This window comes from Pseudomonas sp. EA_35y_Pfl2_R111 (assembly GCF_963970955.1).
In the GTDB taxonomy this organism is placed as follows: Bacteria; Pseudomonadota; Gammaproteobacteria; order Pseudomonadales; family Pseudomonadaceae; genus Aquipseudomonas.
The window spans coordinates 16,445-39,696 of the sequence record NZ_CAXAOM010000004.1; the positions used below are offsets into that span (position 1 = coordinate 16,445).

Consider the following 23,252-nt stretch of genomic DNA (forward strand, 5'->3'; position numbering starts at 1 on the left):
TTTGTAGGGCAATAGCGTCGCAAGACAACAGTGGAGCTTAAGATGGCAACTATCAACCAGCTGGTACGTCAGCCGCGTAAGCGTATCGTCGAGAAATCCGACGTGCCTGCGCTGCAGAACTGCCCGCAGCGTCGTGGTGTGTGCACTCGCGTGTATACCACTACGCCGAAAAAACCTAACTCGGCACTGCGTAAAGTATGCCGTGTGCGACTGACCAACGGTTTCGAGGTTTCCTCGTACATCGGCGGTGAAGGCCACAACCTGCAAGAGCACAGCGTCGTACTGATTCGCGGCGGCCGTGTAAAAGACTTGCCAGGTGTGCGCTACCACACCGTGCGCGGTTCGCTGGATACCTCCGGCGTTAAAGACCGTAAGCAGGGTCGTTCGAAGTACGGTACCAAGCGTCCGAAGTAATAGGCGTCTGAAGTGCCCGGTGCGTGCACCGAATTGCAGTTTTTTATTTATCTGAGTCGATAAGAGTAAGGTCGGGCAATCATCTAGCGATGCAGTCCCGGGCTAACCTGAAGACCGTTTGAGGGCTTATCAAATGCCAAGACGTCGTGTAGCAGCCAAGCGCGAAGTGCTTGACGATCCAAAATACGGAAGCCAAATCCTGGCCAAGTTCATGAACCACGTGATGGAAAGCGGTAAGAAAGCCGTTGCCGAGCGTATCGTTTATGGCGCCCTGGACAAGGTTAAAGAGCGTAAGAACAGCGATCCCCTGGAAATCTTCGAGAAAGCTCTCGACGCCATCGCTCCGCTGGTCGAAGTGAAGTCGCGCCGTGTAGGCGGTGCTACTTACCAGGTTCCGGTCGAAGTTCGTCCGTCCCGCCGTAACGCTCTTGCCATGCGCTGGCTGGTAGATTTCGCCCGTAAGCGTGGCGAGAAGTCTATGGCTCTGCGTTTGGCTGGCGAATTGCTGGATGCCGCTGAAGGCAAAGGTGCTGCAGTTAAGAAGCGTGAAGACGTGCACCGTATGGCTGAAGCCAACAAGGCTTTCTCGCACTACCGCTTCTAATTATCGCGCTTCTAAATTTGCGAGGGCTTTATGGCTCGTACTACACCGATTAACCGTTACCGTAACATCGGTATCGTGGCTCACGTGGACGCGGGTAAAACCACGACCACCGAGCGTGTGCTTTTCTATACCGGCAAAAGCCACAAGATGGGCGAGGTGCATGACGGCGCCGCGACCACAGACTGGATGGTGCAGGAGCAGGAGCGTGGTATTACCATTACTTCTGCCGCTATTACCGCCTTCTGGAAAGGTTCCGAGAAGCAGTACAAGGATGAGCATCGCTTCAACGTCATCGATACCCCCGGCCACGTTGACTTCACCATTGAAGTAGAGCGCTCGCTGCGCGTACTCGATGGCGCGGTCGTTGTGTTCTGCGGTACCTCGGGTGTTGAACCGCAGTCGGAAACCGTATGGCGTCAGGCCAACAAGTACGGCGTTCCGCGTCTTGTTTACGTCAACAAGATGGACCGTGCCGGTGCTGACTTCCTGCGCGTGATCGGTCAGATCAAACAGCGTCTGGGTCACACTCCGGTACCGATCCAGCTGGCTATCGGCTCGGAAGACAATTTCCAGGGCCAGATCGATCTGATCAGCATGCAAGCCGTGTACTGGAACGACTCCGACAAGGGTATGGTTCCAGTTCGCAAGGAAATTCCTGCCGAGCTGATGGCTGATGCCGAAAAATGGCGCGGCAACATGGTCGAGGCTGCGGCCGAGGCCAACGAAGAGCTGATGAACAAGTACCTCGAAGGTGAAGAGCTCACCAACGAGGAGATCAAGGCTGCTCTGCGCCAGCGTACCATCGCCGGTGAAATCGTCTTGGCTGTTTGCGGTTCCTCCTTCAAGAACAAGGGTGTTCCCTTGGTTCTCGACGCCGTTATCGACTACCTGCCTGCTCCAACCGATATTCCTGCTATCAAGGGTACCAACCCGGATAACGAGGAAGAGGAAATGGAGCGTCATGCGGACGACAGCGAGCCGTTCTCGGCTCTGGCGTTCAAGATCGCTACCGACCCATTCGTGGGTACCTTGACCTTCGTTCGCGTTTACTCGGGCGTGTTGGCCTCTGGTGATGGCGTGATCAACTCGGTTAAAGGCAAAAAAGAGCGCGTGGGTCGTATGGTGCAAATGCACGCAAACGCCCGCGAAGAAATCAAGGAAGTGCGCGCTGGTGACATCGCGGCCTTGATCGGCATGAAGGACGTCACCACTGGTGAGACTCTGTGCAACGCTGACAAGCCAATCATCCTGGTTCGCATGGACTTCCCGGAGCCGGTTATTTCGGTTGCCGTAGAGCCTAAGACCAAGGACGACCAGGAAAAAATGGGTATCGCTCTGGGCAAGCTTGCTCAGGAAGATCCATCTTTCCGCGTTAAAACTGATGAAGAGACTGGTCAGACGATCATCTCCGGTATGGGCGAGTTGCACCTGGACATCCTGGTCGACCGCATGCGCCGCGAGTTCAACGTTGAAGCCAACATCGGCAAGCCTCAGGTTTCCTATCGTGAGCGCATCACGAAGAACTGCGAAATCGAAGGCAAGTTCGTGCGTCAGTCCGGTGGTCGTGGTCAGTTCGGTCACTGCTGGGTTCGCTTTGCGCCTGCTGACGAAGGTCAGGAGGGTCTGCAGTTTGTGAACGAAGTGGTGGGCGGTGTGATTCCGAAGGAATACATCCCGGCTATCCAGAAGGGTATCGAAGAGCAGATGAAGAACGGCGTTGTTGCCGGTTATCCGCTGATCGGCCTGAAAGCTACCGTGTTCGATGGTTCCTACCACGACGTCGACTCTAACGAGATGGCGTTCAAGGTGGCTGCTTCCATGGCGACCAAGCAACTGGCCCAGAAGGGCGGTGGTGAGTTGCTCGAGCCGATCATGGCGGTAGAGGTTGTTACCCCAGAAGACTACATGGGTGATGTGATGGGCGACCTTAACCGTCGTCGTGGCATGATCCTGGGTATGGAAGACACGATTTCCGGCAAGGTGATTCGTGCTGAAGTTCCGCTGGGTGAGATGTTCGGTTATGCGACCGACGTCCGTTCCATGTCTCAGGGTCGCGCAAGCTACTCCATGGAATTCAAAAAATATAATACGGCTCCGTCGCACATCGTCGAGTCGGTAACCAAAAAACAAGGCTGATTCAGCCCCTTTAAGCTAGGAGTTAATTGTCGTGGCTAAAGAAAAATTTGAACGTAACAAACCGCACGTCAACGTTGGCACTATCGGTCACGTTGACCACGGTAAAACCACTCTGACCGCTGCTCTGACCCGCGTCTGCTCCGAAGTATTCGGTTCGGCCAAGGTTGACTTCGACAAGATCGACAGCGCCCCAGAAGAAAAAGCTCGTGGTATCACCATCAACACCGCTCACGTTGAATACGATTCGTCCGTGCGTCACTACGCACACGTTGACTGCCCAGGTCACGCCGACTACGTAAAAAACATGATCACCGGTGCTGCGCAGATGGACGGCGCTATCCTGGTTTGCTCGGCCGCTGATGGTCCGATGCCGCAAACCCGTGAGCACATCCTGCTGTCCCGCCAGGTAGGCGTTCCGTACATCGTAGTCTTCCTGAACAAGGCTGACATGGTTGACGACGCTGAGCTGCTGGAGCTGGTTGAGATGGAAGTGCGTGACTTGCTCAGCACTTACGATTTCCCAGGCGACGACACTCCGATCATCATCGGTTCCGCTCTGATGGCGCTGAACGGTCAAGACGACAACGAGATGGGCACCACTGCCGTCAAGAAGTTGGTTGAGACTCTGGATAGCTACATCCCTGAGCCGGTTCGTGCGATCGACAAGCCGTTCCTGATGCCAATCGAAGACGTATTCTCGATCTCCGGTCGTGGCACCGTGGTAACTGGCCGTATCGAGCGCGGTATCGTCAAGATCCAGGAAGAAATCGAGATCGTTGGTCTGCGTGATACCACCAAGACCACCTGTACCGGTGTTGAAATGTTCCGCAAGCTGCTCGACGAAGGTCGTGCTGGCGAGAACTGCGGCGTTCTGCTGCGCGGCACCAAGCGTGACGACGTAGAGCGTGGCCAGGTTCTGGTCAAGCCAGGTTCGGTTAAGCCGCACACCACCTTCACAGCAGAAGTGTATGTGTTGAGCAAAGAAGAAGGCGGTCGTCACACTCCGTTCTTCAAAGGCTACCGTCCTCAGTTCTACTTCCGTACTACTGACGTAACTGGTAACTGCGAACTGCCGGAAGGCGTTGAAATGGTAATGCCAGGTGACAACATCCAGATGACTGTCACTCTGATCAAGACCATCGCAATGGAAGAAGGTCTGCGTTTCGCTATTCGTGAAGGCGGTCGTACCGTCGGCGCTGGCGTCGTAGCCAAAATCATCGCGTAAGTGATGGTTTAAGAAAAAGCCCCCGCTTGCGGGGGCTTTTTTATTGGGTTGACACCTGCTAGGGGCGTCTATAGAATCACGCCTCCTTTTAACGGGCGTATTGCGTCCGTTGGGAATAGCAGCTTGGAATCTGAGGTCAAAATGCAAAACCAACAAATCCGTATTCGGTTGAAGGCTTTTGACCATCGCCTGATCGATCAATCAACCCAGGAAATCGTGGAAACCGCGAAACGTACTGGTGCTCAGGTGCGTGGTCCTATTCCTCTGCCTACCCGCAAAGAGCGGTTCACCGTACTGACCTCGCCACACGTCAACAAAGACGCGCGTGATCAGTTCGAGATCCGTACTCATAAGCGTGTTCTGGACATCGTCCAGCCAACGGATAAAACCGTTGACGCGCTGATGAAGCTTGATCTTGCGGCTGGTGTGGAAGTGCAGATCAGCCTCGGCTAAGACCGCTTTAGGTTTTAGTCGTGTAACGCTCTGAAATGGGCGGCCATAGCGGGTGAAAGCCCCGTACACTCATGAGGTTACAACATGACTATTGGTGTAGTCGGTCGAAAGGCGGGTATGACCCGCATTTTCACCGAAGAAGGTGTCTCCATTCCGGTTACGGTCATTGAGATCGAGCCGAATCGCGTCACTCAATTCAAAACTGAAGAGTCCGATGGCTATCGTGCAGTGCAAGTCACTGTCGGCGAGCGTCGTGCTTCACGTGTCAGCAAGGCGCAAGCCGGTCACTTCGCTAAGGCGAATGTCGCGGCAGGTCGTACTGTTATGGAATTCCGTCTTGAAGAAGGCGAGTACCAGGCAGGTGATCTGATCAACGCTGAAATATTCCAAGCTGGTCAACTGGTGGATGTCACCGGTCAGTCCAAAGGTAAAGGCTTTGCCGGTACCATCAAGCGTTGGAACTTCCGCGGCCAAGACAATACTCACGGTAACTCCGTGTCCCACCGTGTTCCGGGTTCGATTGGCCAGTGCCAGACTCCGGGTCGCGTATTCAAGGGCAAAAAAATGTCCGGTCATATGGGCGCTGAGCGCGTGACCGTGCAGTCCCTGGAAGTAGTGCGGGTTGACGCTGAACGCAATCTGTTGCTGGTCAAGGGTGCTGTTCCTGGCGCTACTGGCGGCAACCTGGTTGTACGTCCAGCGGCCAAGGCTCGCGGTTAAGGGGAAGCTGACATGCAATTAAATGTAAATGGCGCTCAAGCAATCGAAGTATCCGAAGCCACTTTTGGCGGCGCATACAACGAGACCCTGGTTCACCAAGCAGTTGTGGCCTACATGGCCGGCGGCCGTCAGGGCAGCAAGCAGCAGAAGACTCGTTCCGACGTGTCCGGTGGCGGTAAGCGCCCGTGGCGTCAGAAGGGTACCGGTCGTGCTCGTGCAGGTACCACTCGTGGTCCGATCTGGCGTGGCGGTGGTGTGACCTTCGCGGCTCGTCCGCAGAATCACGATCAAAAGCTGAACAAGAAAATGTATCGCGCTGCATTGCGTTCGATTCTTGCTGAGCTGGTTCGTACTGATCGTTTGATCGTCGTCGAAGACTTCAGCGTTGAAGCTCCGAAGACCAAAGAACTGTTGGGCAAGTTGAATGGCATGGGTCTGACCGATGTGCTGATCGTGTCCGATGCTATTGATGAGAATCTGTACCTGGCTGCTCGCAACCTGCCGCACGTTGATGTTCGTGACGTGCAAGGTTCCGATCCAGTTAGTCTGATCGCGTATGAAAAGGTGCTGGTCACCGTTTCTGCCGTGAAGAAATTCGAGGAGCTGCTGGGATGAACCAGGAACGCGTATTTAAAGTGCTGCTTGGCCCGCACATCTCCGAGAAGGCCACGGTTCTCGCTGACAAGAAAAGTCAGTTCGTTTTCAAGGTTGCAACTGATGCAACCAAGCTGGAAATCAAGAAGGCCGTCGAAAGCCTGTTCAGCGTGAATGTTGCTGCTGTTAATACCGTGAATGTTCTCGGTAAGACCAAGCGCAACGCTCGCGGCCTGGGCAAGCGTAACGACTGGAAGAAAGCGATCATCTCGCTTCAGCCAGGCCAAGATCTCGATTTCGCCAGCAGTGCTGAGTAAGGAAGGGGTGCATCATGGCAATCGTTAAATGCAAACCGACTTCCCCTGGCCGCCGTTTTGTGGTCAAGGTGGTCAATCAGGAGCTGCATAAAGGCGCTCCTTACGCTCCGCTGCTTGAGAAGAAGTCGAAGACTGGCGGTCGTAACAATAATGGTCGTATCACCACCCGTCATATCGGTGGTGGCCACAAGCAGCATTACCGTCTGGTCGATTTCCGTCGCAACGACAAAGATGGCATTCCAGCCACTGTCGAGCGTATTGAATACGATCCGAACCGTACCGCACACATCGCTCTGCTGATGTATGCAGACGGCGAGCGTCGCTACATCATCGCCCCTAAAGGCGTGAGTGCTGGCGATCAGCTGGTAGCTGGCATCATGGCTCCGATCAAGCCGGGCAACAGTCTGCAGCTGCGCAACATTCCAGTTGGTAGCACTGTTCACGGTATCGAACTGAAGCCGGGTAAAGGTGCTCAGATCGCTCGTTCCGCTGGTGCTTCGGCTCAGCTGATTGCGCGTGAAGGTGTCTACGTGACCCTGCGTCTGCGTTCCGGTGAGATGCGTAAAGTACTGGCTGAATGCCGTGCGACCCTGGGCGAAGTCTCGAACTCCGAGCACAGCCTGCGTTCGCTGGGTAAAGCTGGTGCCAAGCGCTGGCGTGGCGTTCGCCCAACCGTTCGTGGTGTTGCCATGAACCCGGTTGACCACCCACATGGTGGTGGTGAAGGTCGTACCTCTGGTGGTCGTCATCCGGTGTCTCCATGGGGCTTCCCGACGAAGGGCGCGAAGACTCGTGGTAACAAACGCACCGACAACATGATCGTCCGTCGTCGCAAGTAAATAGAGGGATACGACAGTGCCACGTTCTCTGAAAAAAGGTCCTTTTATTGATCTTCACCTACTGAAGAAGATCGAAGTGGCGGTGGAAAAGAACGATCGCAAGCCGGTGAAAACCTGGTCGCGCCGTTCGATGATCCTGCCACAAATGGTCGGTCTGACCATCGCTGTACATAACGGTCGTCAACATGTCCCAGTTCTCGTGAACGAAGACATGGTCGGTCACAAACTGGGCGAATTTGCCGGCACTCGTACCTATCGTGGGCACGTGGCTGACAAGAAAGCCAAGCGTTAAGGGGTTAGGAAATGGAAGTAGCCGCTAAGTTGTCGGGCGCTCGCATCTCCGCCCAAAAAGCCCGCTTGGTCGCCGACCAGATTCGTGGGAAGAAGGTGGGCGAAGCGCTCAACCTCCTGGCTTTCAGCAGTAAGAAAGCCGCCGAGATCATTAAGAAAGTGCTGGAGTCGGCTGTAGCCAACGCCGAGCACAACGAAGGCGCAGACGTTGATGACTTGAAGGTCAGCACCGTTTTCGTCAACGAAGGGCGTTCGCTGAAGCGCATCATGCCGCGTGCCAAAGGCCGCGCTGATCGCATCGTCAAGCGGTCTTGCCATATCACTGTCAAGGTTGCGGACAAGTAACGGAGTCGATCAGATGGGTCAGAAAGTACATCCCATTGGCATTCGCCTGGGAATCGTCAAGGAGCACACCTCCGTCTGGTACGCCAGCGGTCGGACTTATGCGGACTATTTGTTCGCTGATCTGAAGGTGCGTGAGTATCTCCAAGACAAACTAAAAAGCGCGTCCGTAAGCCGTATCGACATTGCTCGCCCGGCTCAAACCGCACGTATCACCATCCACACCGCTCGTCCCGGTATCGTTATCGGTAAGAAAGGTGAAGATGTTGAGAAGCTGCGTCAGGACCTGACCAAGCAAATGGGTGTGCCTGTGCACATCAATATCGAAGAGATCCGCAAGCCGGAGCTCGACGGTATGCTGGTTGCGCAGAGCGTAGCTCAGCAGCTGGAGCGTCGTGTGATGTTCCGTCGCGCTATGAAACGCGCTGTACAGAACGCCATGCGCATTGGTGCCAAGGGCATCAAAATCCAAGTGAGCGGTCGTCTCGGCGGTGCTGAAATTGCACGTACCGAATGGTATCGCGAAGGTCGTGTGCCGTTGCACACCCTGCGTGCCGATATCGACTATGCCACGTACGAAGCGCACACCACTTACGGTGTGATCGGTGTCAAGGTTTGGATCTTCAAAGGCGAAGTGATTGGTGGCCTTAAAGAAGAACTGAAACCCCAAGCGCCTGCGCCTCGTAAAAAAGCTGCTAAGTAAGGAGTACGCAAAATGTTGCAACCAAAGCGTACGAAGTTCCGTAAGCAGATGACCGGCCACAACCGTGGTCTGGCTCAGCGCGGTAGCAAAGTCAGCTTCGGCGAGTTTGCTCTGAAGTCTGTTGCCCGCGGTCGTCTCACCGCCCGTCAGATTGAGTCCGCTCGTCGTGCTCTGACTCGTCACGTTAAGCGTGGCGGGAAAATCTGGATTCGCGTCTTCCCGGACAAGCCGATCTCCAAGAAGCCTCTTGAAGTGCGGATGGGTAAAGGGAAGGGTAGCGTTGAATATTGGGTAGCCCAGATCCAGCCAGGCAAAGTCCTGTATGAGATCGAAGGCGTTTCCGAAGAGTTGGCGCGTGAGGCTTTTGCCCTGGCTGCTGCAAAGCTGCCGCTCGCCACCACTTTTGTTAAGCGGACGGTGATGTGATGAAGGCGAATGAACTTCGTGAAAAATCAGCACAGCAGCTGAACGAGCAACTGCTCGGCCTGCTGCGCGACCAGTTCAATCTGCGTATGCAGAAAGCAACTGGCCAGTTGGGGCAGTCTCACCTGCTCTCGCAAGTTAAGCGCGACATCGCTCGTGTGAAAACTGTGCTCAACCAGCAGGCAGGTAAGTGATCATGGCTGAAGCCGAAAAAACAGTCCGTACGCTGACCGGCCGTGTCGTCAGCGACAAGATGGACAAGACCATCACCGTATTGATCGAGCGTCGCGTTAAGCACCCTATCTACGGCAAATATGTCAAGCGTTCGACCAAGCTGCACGCACACGACGAAACCAACCAGAGCAAGATCGGTGACAAAGTTTCCATTCGCGAAACTCGTCCCGTTGCCAAGACTAAGTCTTGGGCGCTGGTTGAGATCCTCGAACGCGCAGTGGACGTCTAAGGGCTAAGGGTCGGAGAAATTATATGATTCAGACTCAATCCATGCTCGACGTCGCTGACAACAGCGGTGCTCGTCGCGTTATGTGTATCAAGGTGCTGGGCGGTTCGCACCGCCGTTATGCTGGCATCGGCGACATCATCAAAGTCACCGTTAAGGAAGCAATTCCGCGCGGTAAAGTGAAAAAAGGCCAAGTGATGACTGCTGTTGTAGTCCGCACTCGTCACGGCGTTCGTCGCCCTGATGGCTCGATCATTCGCTTTGATGGCAACGCTGCTGTTCTGCTGAACAACAAGCAAGAGCCAATTGGCACTCGTATTTTTGGGCCAGTGACTCGTGAACTTCGTACTGAGAAGTTCATGAAGATCGTCTCGCTCGCCCCTGAAGTGCTCTAAGGAGATCCGACATGCAAAAGATTCGTCGTGACGACGAGATCATCGTGATCGCCGGTAAAGACAAAGGTAAGCGTGGCAAGGTGCTCAAGGTTCTCGCTGACGACCGTTTGGTCGTTGGTGGGATCAACCTGGTGAAGCGCCATACCAAGCCGAACCCGATGTCGGGCGTTCAGGGCGGTATCGTCGAGAAAGAAGCGCCAATGCACGCTTCTAACGTGGCCATCTTCAATGGCGAAACCAACAAGGCTGATCGCGTTGGTTTCAAAGTAGAAGAAGGTAAAAAAATTCGTGTCTTCAAGTCGACCCAAAAAGCGGTTGATGCTTGAACACTGCTAGGTAGAAGACCATGGCACGACTAAAAGAGATTTATCGGAAAGAAATCGCTCCCAAGCTTAAGGAAGAACTTAAGCTTGCCAACGTGATGGAAGTTCCGCGCATCACCAAGATCACCCTTAACATGGGCCTGGGCGAAGCAATCGGTGACAAGAAAATCATCGAGCACGCTGTTGCCGACCTGGAAAAGATTACCGGTCAGAAAGTCGTTGTGACTCATGCCCGTAAGTCGATTGCAGGCTTCAAGGTTCGTGAGGGCTGGCCGATCGGCGTTAAAGTTACTCTGCGCCGTGAGCGTATGTACGAGTTCCTGGATCGTCTGCTGTCCATCTCCCTGCCGCGCGTGCGTGACTTCCGCGGCCTGAATGCCAAGTCCTTTGATGGTCGCGGCAACTACAGCATGGGCGTGAAAGAGCAGATCATCTTCCCGGAAATCGACTACGACAAAATCGATGCTCTGCGTGGTCTGGACATTACCCTGACCACCACTGCCCGTACGGATGATGAAGGTCGCGCCTTGCTGCGTGCTTTCAAATTCCCGTTCCGCAACTGATTGGAGTTGGATCATGGCCAAAACCAGCATGAAAAACCGCGAGCTGAAGCGTCAGCAAACGGTAGCCAAGTACGCTAAGAAGCGTGCCGAGCTGAAAGCTACCATCGCCGATCTGAACGCCAGTCCAGAAGCGCGTTGGGCAGCACAAGTAGCGCTGCAGAAGCAGCCGCGTGACGCCAGCGCCTCGCGCCTGCGTAATCGCTGCCGCATTACCGGTCGTCCGCACGGCGTTTATCGCAAGTTCGGTCTGTCGCGTATCAAGCTGCGTGAAGCTGCAATGCGTGGTGATGTACCAGGTCTGGTTAAAGCCAGCTGGTAAAAACAAAGCCGGCCTAGTGCCGGCTTTGTCTTATCTGTGAATCAGGCCCCTTTGGGGCTTGATTCATTTTTGATCAGTCTCTAGAATGCTCGGCTCGCCTGAGCCTGGGTTCAATTTTTCTCAGAATTCTCAGCGACTGTAGCCGCAAGGCTAATTCTTTTTGTATCAGGAGCGTCTAGCCCATGAGTATGCAGGACCCGTTAGCGGACATGCTAACTCGTATCCGTAATGCCCAGATGGCTGAAAAGTCCGTCGTAAGCATGCCGTCTTCCACGTTGAAGGTGGCTGTAGCCAAAGTTTTGAAAGACGAAGGTTATATTGCGGGTTATCAGATTAGCGGTGAAGTTAAGCCGCAGCTGTCCATCGAGCTGAAATACTTCGAAGGCCGTCCGGTTATCGAAGAAGTTAAGCGCGTGAGCCGTCCAGGCCTTCGCCAATACAAATCCGTCGATGACCTGCCGAAAGTTCGTGGCGGTCTCGGTGTTTCCATCGTCTCCACCAACAAGGGTGTGATGACGGACCGCGCTGCGCGCGCTGCCGGTGTCGGCGGCGAAGTGCTTTGCACAGTGTTCTAAGGGGGGATAAGCATGTCTCGCGTTGCTAAGAACCCCGTTGTGTTGCCAGCTGGTGTTGAGGTCAAACTCGCCGGTCAGCAACTCTCGGTAAAGGGTGCCAAGGGTACTCTAGAACTGAACGTTCACTCGTCCGTTGAAGTTCTGCAAGAAGCTGGTGAGCTGCGTTTCGCTGCTCGCAATGGCGATCAGCAGACTCGTGCAATGGCCGGTACCACTCGCGCCCTGGTCAACAATATGGTGATCGGTGTTAGCACTGGCTTCGAGCGTAAGCTGCAGCTGGTTGGTGTTGGTTACAAAGCGCAAGCCAAAGGTCAGGTGCTGAACCTCGCTCTCGGCTTCTCCCATCCGATCGACTATGAGTTGCCGGACGGTGTAGTTGCTGAAACCCCGAACCAGACCGAGATCCTGATCAAGGGTGTCGACAAACAACTGGTTGGTCAGGTCGCTGCGGAGATTCGTGACTTCCGTCGTCCTGAACCTTACAAGGGCAAAGGTGTTCGTTACGCTGACGAAGTCGTCCGCCGTAAAGAAGCCAAGAAGAAGTAGGGCATAGCAAATGACCGACAAAAAAGTTACTCGACTGCGTCGCGCTCGCAAAGCACGCCTGAAAATGCACGAGCTCGAAGCCGTGCGTCTCTGCGTGTATCGCTCTTCGCAGCACATCTATGCCCAGGTCATTTCGGCCGACGGCAGCAAGGTTCTGGCCAGCGCCTCTACCTTGGACAAAGCACTGCGTGACGGCGCCACTGGCAACGTCGACGCGGCCAAGAAAGTTGGTGAGCTGGTTGCCGAGCGTGCGAAAGCCGCTGGTGTAACTCAGGTTGCATTCGACCGTTCTGGCTTCAAGTACCACGGCCGCGTCAAGGCGCTGGCTGATGCTGCTCGTGAAGGCGGGCTGGAGTTTTAAGTTATGGCAAATAACGACCAAAAGCGCGACGAAGGCTATATCGAGAAGCTGGTACAGGTTAACCGCGTTGCCAAGACCGTTAAGGGTGGCCGTATCTTCACTTTCACCGCGTTGACCGTGGTTGGTGATGGTAAGGGTCGCGTCGGTTTCGGCCGTGGCAAGTCCCGTGAAGTGCCTGCTGCCATCCAAAAGGCGATGGAAGCTGCTCGTCGCAACATGATCCAAGTTGATCTGAATGGCACCACTCTGCAGTACGCAATGAAGTCTGCTCATGGCGCCTCTAAGGTGTACATGCAGCCTGCTTCTGAAGGTACCGGCATCATCGCCGGCGGCGCTATGCGTGCCGTTCTGGAAGTAGCTGGCGTGCAGAACGTTCTGGCTAAGTGCTACGGCTCGACTAACCCAGTGAACGTGGTGTACGCCACTTTCAAAGGTTTGAAAGCTATGCAATCGCCAGGTTCTGTTGCGGCTAAGCGTGGCAAGAGCGTCGAGGAGATTCTCTAATCATGGCTAATACCGTAAAAGTCACGCTGATCAAAAGCATGACCGGCCGTATCCCCAACCATAAGCTCTGCGTTAAGGGTTTGGGTCTGCGTCGCATCGGTCACACCGTAGAAGTGCTGGATACTCCCGAGAATCGCGGGATGATCAACAAGGCTTACTACATGCTGCGAGTCGAGGGTTAATTCATGTACCTGAACGATTTGAGTCCTGCGCCGGGTTCCCGTCGCGAGAAGCACCGTCCGGGCCGTGGTATCGGTAGCGGTTTGGGTAAGACTGGTGGCCGCGGCCACAAAGGTCAGACCTCCCGCTCCGGTGGCACCATTGCTCCGGGTTTCGAAGGCGGCCAGCAGCCTCTGCACCGCCGTCTGCCTAAGTTCGGTTTCGTTTCTTTGAAGGCTATGGATCGCGCACAAGTGCGTACTTCCGAGCTGAATAAAATCGAAGGCGGCATTGTTACTCTGCAGTCGCTGAAGGATGCCAACCTGATCAACCAAAACGTACAGCGTGTGAAAGTCATGCTGTCCGGTGAAGTTACTCAGGCAGTCACCCTTAAAGGTATCGCCGCCACCAAAGGTGCGCGCGCGGCTATCGAAGCAGCTGGCGGTAAGTTCGAGGAATAAATGGCTAAGCAAGGTGCTCTCTCAGCGCTCAGCAATGGCGGGTTATCCGAGCTCTGGGCTCGTTTGCGCTTTCTGTTCATGGCGATCATCGTCTATCGGATAGGTGCACACATCCCGGTTCCTGGTATCAACCCTGATCGGCTGGCGGACCTGTTTCGACAGAATGAGGGGACCATTCTTAGCTTGTTCAACATGTTTTCCGGCGGCGCGCTGGAGCGTATGAGCATTTTTGCACTGGGGATCATGCCGTACATTTCGGCGTCGATCATCATGCAGCTCATGACCGCTGTCAGTCCGCAGCTGGAGCAGTTGAAGAAGGAAGGTGAAGCTGGCCGTCGCAAGATTAGCCAGTACACCCGCTACGGCACCCTCGTCCTGGCATTCGTCCAAGCCATCGGTATGTCCGTTGGTCTGGCTAGTCAGGGCGTAGCGTTTACAGTTGATTTCGGCTTCCACTTTGTTGCGGTCACCACGTTTGTGGCGGGTGCAATGTTCATGATGTGGCTGGGCGAGCAAATCACTGAGCGTGGTGTTGGCAACGGTATTTCGATGCTGATCTTTGCAGGCATCGTAGCCGGTCTGCCGTCGGCGATTGGGCAGTCTTTCGAGTCTGCTCGCCAGGGTGATATCAATATCTTTGCCCTGATCGCCATCGGTTTGCTGGCAGTAGCGATTATCGGTTTCGTGGTGTTCATTGAACGTGGTCAGCGTCGCATTGCGGTGCACTACGCCAAGCGTCAGCAGGGTCGTAAGGTCTTCGCTGCGCAGACTAGCCACTTGCCGTTGAAGGTGAACATGGCGGGGGTTATCCCGGCTATTTTCGCCAGCAGCCTTCTGTTATTCCCGGCTTCGCTGGGTGCCTGGTTTGGTCAGTCTGAAGGTATGGGCTGGCTGCAGGATATTTCACAGGCTATCGCTCCTGGTCAGCCGTTGAACATTTTGCTGTTTAGTGCAGGGATCGTTTTCTTCTGCTTCTTCTATACAGCGCTGATGTTCAACCCGAAAGACGTAGCGGAGAACCTGAAGAAGTCCGGTGCCTTTATTCCGGGTATCCGTCCCGGTGAGCAATCGGCGCGCTATATCGATGGCGTGTTGACTCGCTTGACCATGTTCGGTGCTCTGTACATGACGGCCGTGTGCCTGTTGCCCCAGTTCCTGGTGGTGGCTGCCAACGTACCGTTCTATCTTGGCGGGACCTCGTTGCTGATCGTGGTAGTGGTTGTGATGGACTTTATGTCGCAAGTACAATCGCACCTCGTTTCGCACCAGTACGAATCCCTGATGAAGAAAGCCAACCTGAAGGGCTACGGCAGCGGCATGCTGCGCTGAAGTCCATAAGGTTCGAGGAGTTGGTGATGAAAGTTCGTGCATCGGTGAAAAAGCTGTGCCGTAACTGCAAGATTATCCGTCGCGAAGGTGTTGTTCGCGTCATTTGCAGCGCGGAGCCGCGTCACAAACAGCGCCAAGGCTGAGTGTGAGTGAAGTGACAAGCCCGGCAGCTAGTGCGCTGCCGGGTTGATTATTTGTTTTTACAGCGTTAATATCTCGCGCCCTATTTCTTGGCTTCCGGGGCGTAGGTAGCTGTCAATTGGAGTTCCACTGAATGGCCCGTATTGCAGGCGTTAACATTCCGGATAACAAGCACACTGTTATCTCGTTGACCTACATCTATGGTGTTGGTCGTACAACTGCACAGAAAGTCTGTGCTGCCGCCGGCGTTAATCCGGCTGCAAAGATCAAAGATCTCTCTGACGAGCAGATCGAGCAGCTGCGTGGCGAAGTTGCCAAGGTAAATACCGAAGGTGACCTGCGTCGTGAAGTGAACATGAAAATCAAGCGCTTGATGGACCTGGGTTGCTACCGCGGCCTGCGTCATCGTCGTGGTCTGCCGGCTCGCGGTCAGCGTACCAAGACCAACGCGCGTACCCGTAAGGGCCCGCGTAAGCCGATCCGCAAGTAATCGCATTCGCGCATCGACAGGAATCTAGTCATGGCAAAACCTGCTGCTCGTACTCGTAAGAAAGTCAAAAAGACGGTGGTTGATGGCATCGCCCACATCCACGCTTCTTTCAACAACACAATCGTGACCATTACTGACCGTCAGGGCAACGCCCTGTCCTGGGCTACCTCTGGTGGTTCGGGTTTCCGCGGCTCGCGTAAAAGCACCCCGTTCGCCGCCCAGGTGGCTGCAGAACGTGCTGGTCAAGCTGCGCTGGAATACGGTCTGAAGAACCTCGACGTTAACGTCAAGGGGCCAGGTCCGGGTCGTGAGTCCGCTGTCCGTGCATTGAACGGCTGTGGCTATAAGATCGCCAGCATCACCGATGTGACGCCAATCCCGCATAACGGGTGCCGTCCTTCGAAGAAGCGTCGCGTGTAATCAGGAGACAGTGAGAAATGGCTCGTTACATTGGTCCCAAATGCAAACTGTCTCGTCGTGAAGGCACTGATCTTTTCCTGAAAAGCGGCGTTCGCGCCCTGGAATCGAAGTGCAACATCGAAGCAGCCCCAGGTATTCACGGTCAGCGCCGTGGCCGTCAGTCTGACTACGGCACCCAGCTGCGTGAGAAGCAAAAAGTTCGTCGTATCTATGGCGTACTTGAGCGTCAATTCAGCGGTTATTACAAAGAAGCAGCCGGCAAGAAAGGTGCTACTGGTGAGAACCTGCTGCAATTGCTTGAGTGCCGTCTGGATAACGTGGTTTATCGCATGGGCTACGGCGCTACCCGCGCTGAATCCCGTCAGCTGGTATCGCACAAGGCGATCAGCGTAAACGGTAAAACTGTCAACGTACCGTCCTACCAGGTTCGTGCTGGTGACGTGGTTGCAGTCCGCGAGAAGTCGAAGAATCAGCTGCGCATTGTTCAAGCTCTCGAGCTGTGTGCCCAGCGTGGCCGCGTTGAATGGGTAGAAGTAGACACTGAGAAGAAGTCTGGCGTGTTCAAAAACGTCCCGGCTCGCAGTGACCTCTCCGCCGACATCAACGAAAGCCTGATTGTCGAGCTCTACTCCAAGTAAGGGCTAGAAAATAGGTGCATCCATGCAGATTTCGGTAAATGAGTTCCTGACCCCCCGTCACATTGATGTGCAGGTGGTCAGTTCGACCCGCGCCAAGATCACTCTCGAGCCTCTCGAGCGTGGCTTTGGCCATACCCTGGGCAACGCGCTGCGCCGCATCCTGTTGTCCTCCATGCCTGGCTGTGCAGTAGTCGAGGCCGAGATTGATGGCGTACTCCATGAGTACAGCGCCATCGAAGGTGTTCAGGAAGACGTCATTGAAATCCTGCTCAACCTGAAAGGTCTGGCTGTCAAGCTGCACGGTCGTGACGAAGTGACACTGACTCTGGCGAAGAAGGGCTCGGGTGTAGTTACCGCTGCCGATATTCAGCTGGATCACGATGTCGAAATCGTCAATGGCGACCACGTAATCGCCAACCTGGCTTCCACTGGCGCGCTGAACATGAAGCTCACCATAGCTCGTGGTCGCGGCTATGAGCCGGCTGACGCGCGTCAGAGCGATGAAGATGAAAGCCGCAGCATTGGTCGCTTGCAGCTGGATGCTTCGTTCAGCCCAGTACGTCGTGTGTCGTACGTGGTGGAAAACGCTCGTGTTGAGCAGCGTACTAACCTGGACAAACTGGTTATTGACCTGGAGACCAACGGTACTCTGGACCCTGAAGAGGCTATCCGCCGCGCTGCAACCATTCTGCAACAGCAGTTGGCTGCGTTCGTCGACCTCAAAGGTGACAGCGAGCCTGTTGTTATCGAACAGGAAGATGAGATCGATCCGATCCTTCTCCGTCCGGTTGATGACCTGGAACTGACTGTACGTTCGGCTAACTGCCTCAAGGCAGAGAACATTTACTACATCGGCGATCTGATTCAGCGCACCGAAGTAGAACTGTTGAAAACGCCGAACCTGGGCAAGAAATCCCTGACTGAAATCAAGGATGTTCTGGCTTCTCGCGGTCTGTCCCTCGGTATGCGCCTCGACAACTGGCCGCCGGCAAGTCTGAAGAAAGACGATAAGGCGACTGCCTGATCGTCATCATCACCGAACGTGAGTTTGGTAAGGAATTGAACCATGCGTCATCGTAAAAGTGGCCGTCACCTCAGCCGCACCAGCGCACACCGCAAGGCCATGTTCCAGAACATGGCGGTATCGCTGTTCGAGCATGAGCTGATCAAAACTACTCTGCCGAAAGCCAAAGAGCTGCGTCGCGTTGCCGAGCCGCTGATTACTCTGGCTAAAGAAGACAGCGTTGCTAACCGTCGTCTGGCCTTCGATCGTACTCGTTCGAAAGCCATCGTCGGCAAGCTGTTCAACGACCTGGGCAAGCGCTACGCCACCCGTCAGGGCGGTTACCTGCGCATCCTCAAGTGCGGCTTCCGCACTGGCGACAATGCTCCAATGGCTTATGTTGAGCTGGTTGACCGTCCGGTCGCTGGTGCAGCTGTAGACGCTGAGTAAGTCGTAGGTTGTATAAGAAACCGGGCCTTGGCCCGGTTTTTTTATGGCTGGAATAAGCCCTGCAATGACGTTTGTCATACGTCGCTATGTGCGGTGTGCTTGACCCGCCGCCTGTGGGCGGCCAGCATTAGCCCATCCGCGTGCTAGGAAAATATCCATGAAAGGCCATATAGAAGTCATCGATTACCTGAAGGTGCTGCTCAAGGGCGAGCTGGCAGCTCGTGATCAGTACTTTGTGCATTCGCGGCTGTATGAGGATTGGGGTTTCAGCAAGCTGTACGAGCGGATCAACCATGAAATGGAAGAGGAGACTCAGCACGCTGATGCCATCCTCAAGCGCATTCTATTTTTGGAAGGCACGCCGGATATGGTTCCCGACAGCTTCCGCTTTGGTCAGACGGTGCCGGAGATGCTCAAGCTCGACCTGGCGCTGGAATATCACGTGCGCGGGGCCTTGAGCAAAGGCATCGCCCTGTGCGAGCAGCATCAGGATTACCAGACTCGCGACATTCTGCTGGTGCAACTCAAGGACACCGAAGAGGATCACGCCTATTGGCTGGAAGTTCAGCTGGGTCTGATCGACCGAATTGGTTTGCAGAACTACCTGCAGACGCAGATGTAAGATTCTGCAGCCAAGAAAAAGCCCCGCATGTGCGGGGCTTTTTCTTGGGCGCGAGCTTAGTCGCGATCACGTTCCAGCAGCGGCTTGAGGAAGTAGCCGGTATGCGACTGCGGCATCTCGGCGACTTCTTCGGGCGTGCCGACGGCAATGATCTGGCCACCCTTGGAGCCGCCTTCCGGGCCGAGATCCACCAGCCAGTCGGCGGTCTTGATTACGTCCAGATTGTGCTCGATCACCACCACAGTGTTGCCGTGGTCGCGTAGGCGGTGCAATACATCAAGCAGTTGCTGAATATCGGCGAAGTGCAGGCCGGTGGTCGGCTCATCAAGGATATACAGAGTTTTGCCTGTGTCGCGTTTGCTCAGCTCGCGCGACAGTTTGACTCGCTGAGCCTCACCGCCGGACAGGGTGGTCGCGCTCTGGCCCAGTTTGATATAGGACAGGCCAACGTCCATCAGCGTCTGTAGCTTGCGCGCCAGCGCCGGCACGGCATCGAAGAATACCCGCGCCTCCTCGATGGTCATGTCGAGCACTTCGGTAATGCTCTTGCCCTTGTATTTGATCTCCAGGGTCTCACGGTTGTACCGCTTGCTCTTGCATACGTCGCAGGGCACGTAGATGTCGGGCAGAAAGTGCATTTCCACCTTGATCAGACCGTCGCCCTGGCAGGCTTCGCAGCGTCCGCCCTTGACGTTGAAGCTAAAGCGCCCCGGGCCGTAGCCGCGTGAGCGCGATTCCGGAACGCCGGCGAACAGCTCACGGATCGGGGTGAACAGCCCGGTGTAGGTCGCTGGATTGGAGCGAGGCGTGCGACCAATCGGGCTCTGGTCGATATCCACCACCTTATCCAGATGCTGCAGCCCGTCGATGCTGTCGTGGGCGGCGGCCTCCAGGGTTGTGGCGCCGTTCAGCGCAGTGGCGCTGAGTGGGAATAGGGTGTTGTTGATCAGCGTCGATTTGCCAGAGCCAGACACCCCGGTGACGCAGGTGAGCAGGCCAATCGGGATTTCTAGGTCGACATTGCGCAGGTTGTTGCCGCGCGCGCCTTTGATCTTCAGCGAAAGCTTCTTATCTCGTGGCGTACGCTTGGCCGGTACTTTGATCTTCACGCGACCAGAGAGGTATTTGCCAGTCAGTGAGTCTGGGTGAGCCATGACTTCGGCGGCGGTGCCCTGGGCGACGATCTGCCCGCCGTGCACACCTGCACCCGGGCCGATATCGACCACGTAGTCGGCCATGCGGATGGCGTCTTCGTCGTGCTCGACCACGATCACCGTGTTGCCGATATCACGCAGGTGGCGCAGGGTGCCGAGCAGGCGCTCGTTGTCACGCTGGTGCAGGCCGATAGAGGGTTCGTCGAGGATATACATCACGCCCACCAGGCCGGCACCGATCTGGCTGGCCAGACGAATACGTTGCGCCTCACCGCCGGACAGGGTGTCGGCGCTGCGGTCGAGGGTCAGGTAGTCGAGGCCGACGTTGACCAGAAACTGCAGGCGCTCGCGGATCTCTTTGAGGATCTTCTCGGCGATTTCGCCGCGCCGACCGGGCAGGGCCAGGCTGCCGAAATACTCGGTGGCGTCGCCAATTGGCATGCCGCTGACCGCTGGCAGGGTTTTCTCGCCGACCCATACGTGCCGTGCCTCACGGCGCAGGCGGGTGCCGCGGCAATCCTGGCAAGCCTGGGTGCTGAGGAACTTGGCCAGTTCCTCGCGCACGCTGGCGGATTCGGTCTCGCGGTAACGTCGCTCGAGGTTAGGCACTATGCCTTCGAAGGGGTGCGAGCGCTTGACGATGTCGCCACGGTCATTCAGATACTTGAAGTCGACGTTCTGTGTGCCGCTACCGAACAGAATGCATTTCTGGTGTTCGGCGCTGAGGTCATCGAACGGCACCTCCAGGCTGAAACCGTAATGCGCGGCGAGGGAGCCGAGCATCTGGAAGTAATAGACGTTGCGCCTATCCCAGCCGCGGATTGCGCCTTCTGCCAGGGTCAGCTCGCCATTGACCAGACGCTTGGTGTCGAAGAACTGTTTTACGCCCAGGCCGTCGCAGGTGGGGCAGGCGCCGGCCGGGTTGTTGAAGGAGAACAGCTTGGGCTCAAGCTCGCTGATCGAGTGGCCGCACACCGGGCAGGCGAAGCGCGCGGAGAAGATAATTTCTTCGCCTTCTTCACCCTCCATCGGTGCGATCAGGGCCAGACCGTCGGCCAGCTTCAGTGCGGTTTCGAACGATTCGGCCAGGCGCTGCTGGAGATCGCCGCGTGCCTTGAAACGGTCGACTACGGCATCAATGCTGTGCTTCTTCTGCTTATCCAGCTTGGGCAGTTCGTCCAGCTCGTAAATCTTGCCATTGACCCGCACACGCACAAAGCCCTGGGCGCGCAGCTCATCGAAGATCGCCAGGTGCTCGCCTTTGCGTTCGCGAATTACCGGGGCCAGCAGCATCAGCTTGCTGCCTTCGGGCAGGGCCAGCACCTGGTCAACCATCTGGCTGACGGTCTGCGCCTCCAACGGTAGGTCGTGGTCCGGGCAGCGCGGAATACCGGCGCGGGCGTAGAGCAGGCGCAGGTAGTCATAGATCTCGGTGATGGTGCCGACGGTGGAGCGCGGGTTGTGCGACGTGGATTTCTGCTCGATGGAGATCGCCGGCGACAGGCCTTCGATGGTGTCGACATCGGGCTTTTCCATCATCGACAGAAACTGCCGGGCGTAGGCCGACAGCGACTCGACATAGCGGCGCTGCCCCTCGGCATAGAGGGTGTCGAAGGCCAGTGACGACTTGCCGGAACCGGACAGGCCGGTGATCACGATCAGCTTGTCGCGTGGCAGGGTCAGGTCGATGTTTTTCAAGTTATGGGTGCGTGCACCCCGGATTAGAATCTTGTCCACAAACAACGGCCTCGCATGGCGGGCGGAAAACCACCGAGTATACGGCTCGGGAGGTAGGCGCGGCAAAGCGTCACTGCTGTGCCGCATGGTTTGAGTGCTGCTAGAATCGCGGCCTATTTTCCCAGAGCGTTATCCATGCACGATCCACACAACGAGCGCATGAGCGGCAGTGAAACCCGCGCGGCCGGTGGTCTGGCGCTGGTGTTCGCGTTCCGTATGCTCGGCATGTTTATGGTGCTGCCGGTTTTGGCTACCTATGGCATGGAGTTGCAGGGCAGCACGCCGGCACTGATCGGTCTGGCGATAGGCGCCTACGGTTTGACCCAGGCGTTTCTGCAAATTCCCTTTGGCATGCTCAGTGATCGCATCGGCCGACGACCGGTGATCTATGTCGGTCTGCTGGTTTTTGCCGCCGGTAGCCTGCTGGCAGCCAATGCCGATTCGATTTATGGGGTGATTGCCGGACGCATTCTGCAAGGCGCGGGGGCAATTTCGGCAGCGGTGATGGCGCTGCTATCCGATTTGACTCGTGAGCAGCACCGCACCAAGGCCATGGCCATGATCGGCATGAGCATCGGCCTGTCGTTTGCCGTGGCAATGGTGGTTGGTCCGTTGTTGACCCGTGCCTTTGGCCTGTCCGGTCTGTTTCTCGCCACTGCGGCCATGGCGCTGCTCGGCATCGTTATCGTCGCTGGTCTGGTGCCGAGTTCTGCCGGGCCGTTGCAGCACCGCGAGTCCGGAGTGAACAAGCAGGCGTTGCTGCCGACGCTCAAGCATGCCGACTTGCTGCGTCTGGATTTTGGCATTTTGGTGCTGCACGCAATTCTTATGGCCAGCTTTATCGCGTTGCCGTTGGCGCTGGTGGAGCAGGGTGACCTGGCCAAGGAAGAGCACTGGTGGGTCTATCTGACTGCGCTGCTGGTGGGCTTCTTCGGCATGGTGCCGTTCATTATTTACGGCGAGAAGAAACGCCGGATGAAGCATGTGCTGCTCGGCGCGGTGACGGTGCTGCTGCTGTGTGAGCTGTTCTTCTGGTGGTTCGGCACCAGCCTGCGCGCGCTGGTGCTCGGTACGGTGGTGTTCTTCACCGCATTCAACCTGCTGGAAGCGTCTTTGCCGTCGCTGATCAGTAAGGTCGCGCCAGCCGGCGGCAAAGGCACGGCGATGGGGGTGTATTCCACCAGCCAGTTCCTCGGCGCGGCCATCGGCGGCATTCTCGGGGGCTGGCTTTATCAGCACTACAGCCTGTCGGGCGTGTTTGCCGGCTGCGCAGTGCTGGCTCTTTTTTGGCTGGCCTTTGCTGTTACTATGCGCGAACCGCCGTATGTCACCAGCCTGCGTCTGCCGCTTTCAGCAGCGGCCTTGCAAGAGGTGGGACTGGTTGAGCGCTTGCAGGCTGTGCCCGGAGTGGCGGATGCCGTAGTGGTGCGCGATGAAGCGGCCATCTATATCAAAGTGGATACCCAACAATTGGACCGCACGTCCCTTGAGCGCCTCATAGAGCCGGCGCCGGTGGCGTGCTGAAAGCCTAGGAGAACGTT

35 protein-coding genes are annotated in these 23,252 nt (G+C 56.1%); 34 read left to right on the forward strand and 1 reads right to left on the reverse strand.

Annotated features, from left to right (window positions below; genetic code table 11):
* The first annotated feature begins 42 nt into the window (after positions 1–42).
* The 33 genes from rpsL (at position 43) to bfr (ending at position 18,820) form a co-directional block, all read left to right on the forward strand.
* Complete coding sequence (gene rpsL, locus AACY25_RS15485; protein ID WP_003463319.1) at positions 43–414, forward strand: 30S ribosomal protein S12; 372 nt, start codon at positions 43–45, stop codon at positions 412–414.
* A 133-nt stretch (positions 415–547) separates the two neighbouring features.
* A complete protein-coding gene (rpsG, locus tag AACY25_RS15490) occupies positions 548–1,018 on the forward strand; it encodes a 30S ribosomal protein S7 (RefSeq protein WP_010490886.1) in 471 nt (156 codons plus the stop codon).
* A gap of 30 nt (positions 1,019–1,048) precedes the next feature.
* Positions 1,049–3,154, forward strand: coding sequence for an elongation factor G (gene fusA, locus AACY25_RS15495; RefSeq protein ID WP_339525733.1), 2,106 nt, complete (start codon positions 1,049–1,051; stop codon positions 3,152–3,154).
* A gap of 31 nt (positions 3,155–3,185) precedes the next feature.
* Entirely contained in the window at positions 3,186–4,379 is a 1,194-nt protein-coding gene (tuf, locus tag AACY25_RS15500) for an elongation factor Tu (RefSeq protein WP_160089368.1), read from the forward strand.
* Between the two features lie 141 nt (positions 4,380–4,520).
* A complete protein-coding gene (gene rpsJ, locus AACY25_RS15505) occupies positions 4,521–4,832 on the forward strand; it encodes a 30S ribosomal protein S10 (protein WP_010486970.1) in 312 nt (103 codons plus the stop codon).
* An 84-nt stretch (positions 4,833–4,916) separates the two neighbouring features.
* The gene (gene rplC / locus AACY25_RS15510) at positions 4,917–5,552 is read left to right on the forward strand and encodes a 50S ribosomal protein L3 (RefSeq protein WP_090255807.1); all 636 of its coding nucleotides are present in this window, start codon (positions 4,917–4,919) and stop codon (positions 5,550–5,552) included.
* A 12-nt stretch (positions 5,553–5,564) separates the two neighbouring features.
* Positions 5,565–6,167: a 50S ribosomal protein L4 gene (gene rplD, locus AACY25_RS15515; RefSeq protein ID WP_090255805.1), complete on the forward strand. Its 603-nt coding sequence runs from the start codon at positions 5,565–5,567 to the stop codon at positions 6,165–6,167.
* On the forward strand, positions 6,164–6,463 hold the full coding sequence (gene rplW / locus AACY25_RS15520) for a 50S ribosomal protein L23 (protein WP_160089364.1): 300 nt from the start codon (positions 6,164–6,166) through the stop codon (positions 6,461–6,463). Before rplD ends, rplW begins: the two co-directional genes overlap by 4 nt.
* A gap of 14 nt (positions 6,464–6,477) precedes the next feature.
* Entirely contained in the window at positions 6,478–7,302 is an 825-nt protein-coding gene (gene rplB / locus AACY25_RS15525; protein WP_090255801.1) for a 50S ribosomal protein L2, read from the forward strand.
* Positions 7,303–7,318: 16 nt separating this feature from the next.
* Complete coding sequence (rpsS, locus tag AACY25_RS15530; protein WP_010486981.1) at positions 7,319–7,594, forward strand: 30S ribosomal protein S19; 276 nt, start codon at positions 7,319–7,321, stop codon at positions 7,592–7,594.
* Between the two features lie 11 nt (positions 7,595–7,605).
* Positions 7,606–7,938, forward strand: a complete 333-nt coding sequence (gene rplV, locus AACY25_RS15535; protein WP_003210077.1) for a 50S ribosomal protein L22 — start codon at positions 7,606–7,608, stop codon at positions 7,936–7,938.
* 13 nt (positions 7,939–7,951) lie between these two features.
* Positions 7,952–8,638: a 30S ribosomal protein S3 gene (gene rpsC, locus AACY25_RS15540; protein WP_069519907.1), complete on the forward strand. Its 687-nt coding sequence runs from the start codon at positions 7,952–7,954 to the stop codon at positions 8,636–8,638.
* Positions 8,639–8,650: 12 nt separating this feature from the next.
* Positions 8,651–9,064: a 50S ribosomal protein L16 gene (gene rplP, locus AACY25_RS15545; protein WP_090255798.1), complete on the forward strand. Its 414-nt coding sequence runs from the start codon at positions 8,651–8,653 to the stop codon at positions 9,062–9,064.
* Complete coding sequence (gene rpmC / locus AACY25_RS15550) at positions 9,064–9,255, forward strand: 50S ribosomal protein L29 (protein ID WP_002555481.1); 192 nt, start codon at positions 9,064–9,066, stop codon at positions 9,253–9,255. Before rplP ends, rpmC begins: the two co-directional genes overlap by 1 nt.
* Before the next feature lie 2 nt (positions 9,256–9,257).
* Positions 9,258–9,524 carry a 30S ribosomal protein S17 gene (rpsQ, locus tag AACY25_RS15555; protein WP_090255823.1) on the forward strand — a complete coding sequence of 89 codons (267 nt, stop codon included), beginning with the start codon at positions 9,258–9,260 and terminating at the stop codon, positions 9,522–9,524.
* A gap of 23 nt (positions 9,525–9,547) precedes the next feature.
* Positions 9,548–9,916 carry a 50S ribosomal protein L14 gene (gene rplN / locus AACY25_RS15560; protein WP_003281831.1) on the forward strand — a complete coding sequence of 123 codons (369 nt, stop codon included), beginning with the start codon at positions 9,548–9,550 and terminating at the stop codon, positions 9,914–9,916.
* An 11-nt stretch (positions 9,917–9,927) separates the two neighbouring features.
* Entirely contained in the window at positions 9,928–10,242 is a 315-nt protein-coding gene (rplX, locus tag AACY25_RS15565) for a 50S ribosomal protein L24 (protein ID WP_167147115.1), read from the forward strand.
* A gap of 20 nt (positions 10,243–10,262) precedes the next feature.
* Entirely contained in the window at positions 10,263–10,802 is a 540-nt protein-coding gene (gene rplE, locus AACY25_RS15570) for a 50S ribosomal protein L5 (RefSeq protein ID WP_090255796.1), read from the forward strand.
* Positions 10,803–10,815: 13 nt separating this feature from the next.
* On the forward strand, positions 10,816–11,121 hold the full coding sequence (rpsN, locus tag AACY25_RS15575; protein ID WP_090255793.1) for a 30S ribosomal protein S14: 306 nt from the start codon (positions 10,816–10,818) through the stop codon (positions 11,119–11,121).
* 182 nt (positions 11,122–11,303) lie between these two features.
* Positions 11,304–11,696: a 30S ribosomal protein S8 gene (gene rpsH / locus AACY25_RS15580; RefSeq protein ID WP_069519903.1), complete on the forward strand. Its 393-nt coding sequence runs from the start codon at positions 11,304–11,306 to the stop codon at positions 11,694–11,696.
* Positions 11,697–11,708: 12 nt separating this feature from the next.
* On the forward strand, positions 11,709–12,242 hold the full coding sequence (rplF, locus tag AACY25_RS15585) for a 50S ribosomal protein L6 (protein ID WP_339525739.1): 534 nt from the start codon (positions 11,709–11,711) through the stop codon (positions 12,240–12,242).
* Between the two features lie 10 nt (positions 12,243–12,252).
* Positions 12,253–12,603, forward strand: coding sequence for a 50S ribosomal protein L18 (gene rplR, locus AACY25_RS15590; RefSeq protein WP_003293038.1), 351 nt, complete (start codon positions 12,253–12,255; stop codon positions 12,601–12,603).
* Positions 12,604–12,606: 3 nt separating this feature from the next.
* A complete protein-coding gene (gene rpsE, locus AACY25_RS15595; RefSeq protein ID WP_090255789.1) occupies positions 12,607–13,107 on the forward strand; it encodes a 30S ribosomal protein S5 in 501 nt (166 codons plus the stop codon).
* Positions 13,108–13,109: 2 nt separating this feature from the next.
* Entirely contained in the window at positions 13,110–13,289 is a 180-nt protein-coding gene (gene rpmD / locus AACY25_RS15600; RefSeq protein WP_079204534.1) for a 50S ribosomal protein L30, read from the forward strand.
* 3 nt (positions 13,290–13,292) lie between these two features.
* Positions 13,293–13,727 carry a 50S ribosomal protein L15 gene (rplO, locus tag AACY25_RS15605; RefSeq protein WP_339525740.1) on the forward strand — a complete coding sequence of 145 codons (435 nt, stop codon included), beginning with the start codon at positions 13,293–13,295 and terminating at the stop codon, positions 13,725–13,727.
* Positions 13,728–15,056, forward strand: a complete 1,329-nt coding sequence (secY, locus tag AACY25_RS15610) for a preprotein translocase subunit SecY (RefSeq protein WP_275962038.1) — start codon at positions 13,728–13,730, stop codon at positions 15,054–15,056.
* Between the two features lie 26 nt (positions 15,057–15,082).
* Positions 15,083–15,199 (forward strand): 50S ribosomal protein L36, encoded by a 117-nt coding sequence (gene rpmJ, locus AACY25_RS15615; RefSeq protein WP_002555468.1) that lies wholly within the window; start codon positions 15,083–15,085, stop codon positions 15,197–15,199.
* Between the two features lie 131 nt (positions 15,200–15,330).
* Positions 15,331–15,687, forward strand: coding sequence for a 30S ribosomal protein S13 (rpsM, locus tag AACY25_RS15620; RefSeq protein ID WP_090255786.1), 357 nt, complete (start codon positions 15,331–15,333; stop codon positions 15,685–15,687).
* A gap of 30 nt (positions 15,688–15,717) precedes the next feature.
* On the forward strand, positions 15,718–16,107 hold the full coding sequence (rpsK, locus tag AACY25_RS15625; protein WP_013789773.1) for a 30S ribosomal protein S11: 390 nt from the start codon (positions 15,718–15,720) through the stop codon (positions 16,105–16,107).
* A 17-nt stretch (positions 16,108–16,124) separates the two neighbouring features.
* Positions 16,125–16,745, forward strand: coding sequence for a 30S ribosomal protein S4 (gene rpsD, locus AACY25_RS15630; protein ID WP_339525741.1), 621 nt, complete (start codon positions 16,125–16,127; stop codon positions 16,743–16,745).
* A gap of 22 nt (positions 16,746–16,767) precedes the next feature.
* A complete protein-coding gene (locus AACY25_RS15635; RefSeq protein WP_090255780.1) occupies positions 16,768–17,769 on the forward strand; it encodes a DNA-directed RNA polymerase subunit alpha in 1,002 nt (333 codons plus the stop codon).
* A 42-nt stretch (positions 17,770–17,811) separates the two neighbouring features.
* Positions 17,812–18,198, forward strand: coding sequence for a 50S ribosomal protein L17 (rplQ, locus tag AACY25_RS15640; RefSeq protein WP_069519894.1), 387 nt, complete (start codon positions 17,812–17,814; stop codon positions 18,196–18,198).
* Between the two features lie 157 nt (positions 18,199–18,355).
* Complete coding sequence (gene bfr, locus AACY25_RS15645; RefSeq protein WP_339525743.1) at positions 18,356–18,820, forward strand: bacterioferritin; 465 nt, start codon at positions 18,356–18,358, stop codon at positions 18,818–18,820.
* A 56-nt stretch (positions 18,821–18,876) separates the two neighbouring features.
* On the opposite strand, the gene uvrA is transcribed toward bfr, so the two are convergent.
* Positions 18,877–21,711 (reverse strand): excinuclease ABC subunit UvrA, encoded by a 2,835-nt coding sequence (gene uvrA / locus AACY25_RS15650; RefSeq protein ID WP_339525745.1) that lies wholly within the window; start codon positions 21,709–21,711, stop codon positions 18,877–18,879.
* A 135-nt stretch (positions 21,712–21,846) separates the two neighbouring features.
* On the opposite strand from uvrA, the gene AACY25_RS15655 reads away from it, so the two are divergent.
* Positions 21,847–23,235: an MFS transporter gene (locus AACY25_RS15655; RefSeq protein ID WP_339525747.1), complete on the forward strand. Its 1,389-nt coding sequence runs from the start codon at positions 21,847–21,849 to the stop codon at positions 23,233–23,235.
* Positions 23,236–23,252 lie beyond the last annotated feature (17 nt).

Coding starts and splice junctions, on each gene's coding strand:
- rpsL (WP_003463319.1), top strand. CDS start 43: ATGGCAACTATCAACCAGCTGGTACGTCAGCCGCGTAAGCGTATCGTC.
- rpsG (WP_010490886.1), top strand. CDS start 548: ATGCCAAGACGTCGTGTAGCAGCCAAGCGCGAAGTGCTTGACGATCCA.
- fusA (WP_339525733.1), top strand. CDS start 1,049: ATGGCTCGTACTACACCGATTAACCGTTACCGTAACATCGGTATCGTG.
- rpsJ (WP_010486970.1), top strand. CDS start 4,521: ATGCAAAACCAACAAATCCGTATTCGGTTGAAGGCTTTTGACCATCGC.
- rplC (WP_090255807.1), top strand. CDS start 4,917: ATGACTATTGGTGTAGTCGGTCGAAAGGCGGGTATGACCCGCATTTTC.
- rplD (WP_090255805.1), top strand. CDS start 5,565: ATGCAATTAAATGTAAATGGCGCTCAAGCAATCGAAGTATCCGAAGCC.
- rplW (WP_160089364.1), top strand. CDS start 6,164: ATGAACCAGGAACGCGTATTTAAAGTGCTGCTTGGCCCGCACATCTCC.
- rplB (WP_090255801.1), top strand. CDS start 6,478: ATGGCAATCGTTAAATGCAAACCGACTTCCCCTGGCCGCCGTTTTGTG.
- rplV (WP_003210077.1), top strand. CDS start 7,606: ATGGAAGTAGCCGCTAAGTTGTCGGGCGCTCGCATCTCCGCCCAAAAA.
- rpsC (WP_069519907.1), top strand. CDS start 7,952: ATGGGTCAGAAAGTACATCCCATTGGCATTCGCCTGGGAATCGTCAAG.
- rplP (WP_090255798.1), top strand. CDS start 8,651: ATGTTGCAACCAAAGCGTACGAAGTTCCGTAAGCAGATGACCGGCCAC.
- rpmC (WP_002555481.1), top strand. CDS start 9,064: ATGAAGGCGAATGAACTTCGTGAAAAATCAGCACAGCAGCTGAACGAG.
- rpsQ (WP_090255823.1), top strand. CDS start 9,258: ATGGCTGAAGCCGAAAAAACAGTCCGTACGCTGACCGGCCGTGTCGTC.
- rplN (WP_003281831.1), top strand. CDS start 9,548: ATGATTCAGACTCAATCCATGCTCGACGTCGCTGACAACAGCGGTGCT.
- rplX (WP_167147115.1), top strand. CDS start 9,928: ATGCAAAAGATTCGTCGTGACGACGAGATCATCGTGATCGCCGGTAAA.
- rplE (WP_090255796.1), top strand. CDS start 10,263: ATGGCACGACTAAAAGAGATTTATCGGAAAGAAATCGCTCCCAAGCTT.
- rpsN (WP_090255793.1), top strand. CDS start 10,816: ATGGCCAAAACCAGCATGAAAAACCGCGAGCTGAAGCGTCAGCAAACG.
- rpsH (WP_069519903.1), top strand. CDS start 11,304: ATGAGTATGCAGGACCCGTTAGCGGACATGCTAACTCGTATCCGTAAT.
- rplF (WP_339525739.1), top strand. CDS start 11,709: ATGTCTCGCGTTGCTAAGAACCCCGTTGTGTTGCCAGCTGGTGTTGAG.
- rplR (WP_003293038.1), top strand. CDS start 12,253: ATGACCGACAAAAAAGTTACTCGACTGCGTCGCGCTCGCAAAGCACGC.
- rpsE (WP_090255789.1), top strand. CDS start 12,607: ATGGCAAATAACGACCAAAAGCGCGACGAAGGCTATATCGAGAAGCTG.
- rpmD (WP_079204534.1), top strand. CDS start 13,110: ATGGCTAATACCGTAAAAGTCACGCTGATCAAAAGCATGACCGGCCGT.
- rplO (WP_339525740.1), top strand. CDS start 13,293: ATGTACCTGAACGATTTGAGTCCTGCGCCGGGTTCCCGTCGCGAGAAG.
- secY (WP_275962038.1), top strand. CDS start 13,728: ATGGCTAAGCAAGGTGCTCTCTCAGCGCTCAGCAATGGCGGGTTATCC.
- rpmJ (WP_002555468.1), top strand. CDS start 15,083: ATGAAAGTTCGTGCATCGGTGAAAAAGCTGTGCCGTAACTGCAAGATT.
- rpsM (WP_090255786.1), top strand. CDS start 15,331: ATGGCCCGTATTGCAGGCGTTAACATTCCGGATAACAAGCACACTGTT.
- rpsK (WP_013789773.1), top strand. CDS start 15,718: ATGGCAAAACCTGCTGCTCGTACTCGTAAGAAAGTCAAAAAGACGGTG.
- rpsD (WP_339525741.1), top strand. CDS start 16,125: ATGGCTCGTTACATTGGTCCCAAATGCAAACTGTCTCGTCGTGAAGGC.
- AACY25_RS15635 (WP_090255780.1), top strand. CDS start 16,768: ATGCAGATTTCGGTAAATGAGTTCCTGACCCCCCGTCACATTGATGTG.
- rplQ (WP_069519894.1), top strand. CDS start 17,812: ATGCGTCATCGTAAAAGTGGCCGTCACCTCAGCCGCACCAGCGCACAC.
- bfr (WP_339525743.1), top strand. CDS start 18,356: ATGAAAGGCCATATAGAAGTCATCGATTACCTGAAGGTGCTGCTCAAG.
- AACY25_RS15655 (WP_339525747.1), top strand. CDS start 21,847: ATGCACGATCCACACAACGAGCGCATGAGCGGCAGTGAAACCCGCGCG.